The organism is Haladaptatus ordinarius (genome assembly GCF_054177595.1).
Genome location: NZ_JBPEHH010000219.1, coordinates 1 through 2995, shown reverse-complemented (window position 1 = coordinate 2995; position 2995 = coordinate 1). Strand labels below are relative to the sequence as shown.

The window sequence follows — 2995 nt, the reverse complement described above, 5'->3', positions numbered from 1 at the left end:
CCTCATTACGCACCAATCCGGACAGCGGCTGAATCAGGCGACTGATTCAGTCGCCTCATTCTGACTACTACGTGTCAGCAACTGGTCTCTTGAGCCAGAGTGGACAACTAGCGATTGTAGAGCTTCGTGAGTCGATCGAGCTCTTTTGTTCTGTTAACGAATGGTGGCATTGTTCGCCTGTAGATTCGATGGCAACATAAAGCGCACGATTGTGTAGATAAGACTACGTTAGTTCAAGCTACGTTAGTTCAAGCTACGTTACTCGACGTTATCGAATCCGACTGTTGTACTCATGTGAACAGTCATATATCCCTCACAGTAACTTGCGATAAAAAACCGATCTATATCATCCTGTCACATTGAGCACCTACTTTATGGCCTGTGTTTCGGCCTAGCTGTATTAGCCGGTTTGCAAATACGGAAGAGATATTCTGTGCAACGAATTTAGGCGTCTGAGCCGATTTTCGTCCTCTATTTTCATATAGCACATTCAACCATTTTCATATAGCATGAGTAACAAGATTTGGGATACCAGCAGTCAATGCAGAATTCGGCACCAAGAGGTCTCAACGCGGTGCATATATCTCTCGGGAAGTCCAAAAGCATTTTCATATAACAGATAACGGCCAGAGAGTAGCCCTCCGTTATTATATGCAAATCTAACTCCGTTATAGTGCCACCTGTACCTCGAAAAACGTCCAAAGTAAGTGGGGGGGTACAGGGGGACAGAGAGACACGAGTAACACGGTAGCTCGTCACGAAAGACGAGAATCCACAGAGATCACAAAAATATCAATATTATATAACAGGTATGGGGTGCCGATAACGATGTGTTTGTTAGCGTCAGAGATGTGATCAAACGTGAGAGTGAAGCGAACGGCTATCGAACGATGATCGCTCGCAAAACACGACCTGCGACGAGTGAGTCAATGAGCTCGAAGACACGACCGAGACTATGCAAGCTAATGTCGACGAACTCACCGACGCTGAAGAGAAGAATCGTCGCGTGCGGGCATCGGTATTACGGCTCATCACTCTTGAGCGGGACTATGAAACTTCTATCTGGTCAATTCAACCATGCGCTCTCTCAATGTCAACCACTATCCAGACAACCATTATATATAAAATTGGTTGATTGTACATCTCTGCAACCTTTTTGTCCAGCACCGTTGTAGCAGCGGTGATGTCTTCAGAATCACAAACACGTCTCGACCCGTCGGCCATGGGATTGGCATGTGGGATATTCTGGTCATTGGGGGTGGCCATCATTGGTCTGACTGCTCGACGAGGGTGGGGGCAACGGTGGGAACAGTTGTTCGCGGACATATACCGTGGCTATAGCGAAACTAGGTCCGGAATCGTTATTGGGGCTATCTGGGCGTTTTTCGACGGATTCACGACCGGCTACACCGTCGCTTGGTTATACAACCGCTTCAGTCAGGAGTGACAATCTACCCACCTCAACACCCTCCCATAGGTATTCCTAAGCTATGGCAATCACAGCTGATTCGGTCGCCTGTCACTTCACTGGCTGAGGCTTTGGGAACTGATAGAATCCGTAGAGAACCTCGTCATACGGTTTGTAGAGCCGGACATAATAGATCCATCCGTCTGGCGTATAGAGGAAGTTCGACTGATTGGGGTCACCACCGAAATGAATCGTGACACTACCGTCAGCGTTTCGCTCTGCGTTTTTACTGTTGATCGAATATGCGTCATACTTGTTTTTCTCGAAATACAGATTGCTGTTGTAGACGCTGATATCCCAGAATGCGTCAGCAGGAACATCGTCAAAGGTGAGCGTATATGGTGTTTCGCCATCGTTCTGCGGCGGAGAATCATATATGAAAAAGTTTTCAGACGCTGGCAGTGCGCCCCAAATTCCGGAGCCGATGAAAAATTGGACAGGATCAACCCCGCCTTCGTCGCCAAATGCATACTCCGGCATTCTGTTCCTTGTGTTCGCAATTATTTTGAGCGCCTCGGTGATTGTATCGAGTGAGTCCTGATCCCAATCGGGAAGCGCTAACGTGCCGGGCGAAGGTTGACTCACCTCAATCTTGTCTTGTAGTTTCTGGACTTTCTTGATATCCGCCGAATTGGTTGGATCGACAAACGTACGGAACCGAACCTGAATATACCGTGACCCCATCTTGTCCCGCGTCAACGTGTACTCACCAGGCTCATAGATGACTGCCTTCGTGTACGCGTCTTGGTTAACGACATGCATAGATTGGTAGCGATTACCGGTGTCCGGTTTGGTGATGATGAGTGGTTCAGTCAGATCGAAGATTCCAATCGAAGGGAGCACATCACGATGCTCTACCGCGACGACCTGTTCATCAATAGGGATGGGAGTTCGATAGTGATAGAACTCACCGAATCCACCCAAATCGGCGTAGCTCTTGAAATACCGATCTGTTTGTGCGCGGATGAAATTTGTATAATCGACTGGAACCGAGCCGTTGTCTTCTATCGTCTGTTGCTGCGTCTGGTGAGTGGTCGTCCCAGTGGTTTTTTGCTGAGCGCTGGCGATGCCGACACCCATCGCGAGTAATCCGGCGAGACCCGCTCCTTGAAGCGCGGTTCGACGTGTTGTCCGCATCAGTTCAGAATCCGATTCTGCGTCAGCCATCGTGTCGTGTCTTTCGTTGGTCATGACTCATGCCTCTCGTTCTCTCGCGCGGTGCCCACACCACTGCCCCACCCAACTCCCACTCTTGTACGACTGCTTCCCCTAAAGTAGCACTGTATAGATAAGGGAAACCAAGCGACAGCGGTACGATTGGCGGGGTTTTATGCGCTATTGAGCGTGTCATAGAAAGCCTCCCAAGGGAGGCCGCAGGGTTTTGAAACTGTGTCCAGCAGTACCAACGCCCTGCAAGACGTCGCTTCGGTTGACGACTTCTTGAAGGCAGCGGCTACCGAAACAGTACCGCTGTTCGAACACCTTGAATTCGAGTTTCTGTTGGAGTACGACGTGTTCGCCCCCGCT

The 2995-nt window shown here is 49.4% G+C and carries 2 protein-coding genes and 1 pseudogene; 2 read left to right on the top strand and 1 reads right to left on the bottom strand.

Annotated features, from left to right (window positions below; genetic code table 11):
* Window positions 1-1183 precede the first annotated feature (1183 nt).
* Complete coding sequence (locus ACR3FF_RS26545; RefSeq protein ID WP_458191078.1) at window positions 1184-1447, top strand: bacteriophage holin; 264 nt, start codon at window positions 1184-1186, stop codon at window positions 1445-1447.
* 72 nt (window positions 1448-1519) lie between these two features.
* On the opposite strand, the gene ACR3FF_RS26540 is transcribed toward ACR3FF_RS26545, so the two are convergent.
* On the bottom strand, window positions 1520-2659 hold the full coding sequence (locus tag ACR3FF_RS26540; protein WP_458191077.1) for a DUF1214 domain-containing protein: 1140 nt from the start codon (window positions 2657-2659) through the stop codon (window positions 1520-1522).
* A 198-nt stretch (window positions 2660-2857) separates the two neighbouring features.
* On the opposite strand from ACR3FF_RS26540, the pseudogene ACR3FF_RS26535 reads away from it, so the two are divergent.
* Window positions 2858-2995, top strand: a pseudogene (locus ACR3FF_RS26535) (IS5/IS1182 family transposase); the annotation flags it as partial.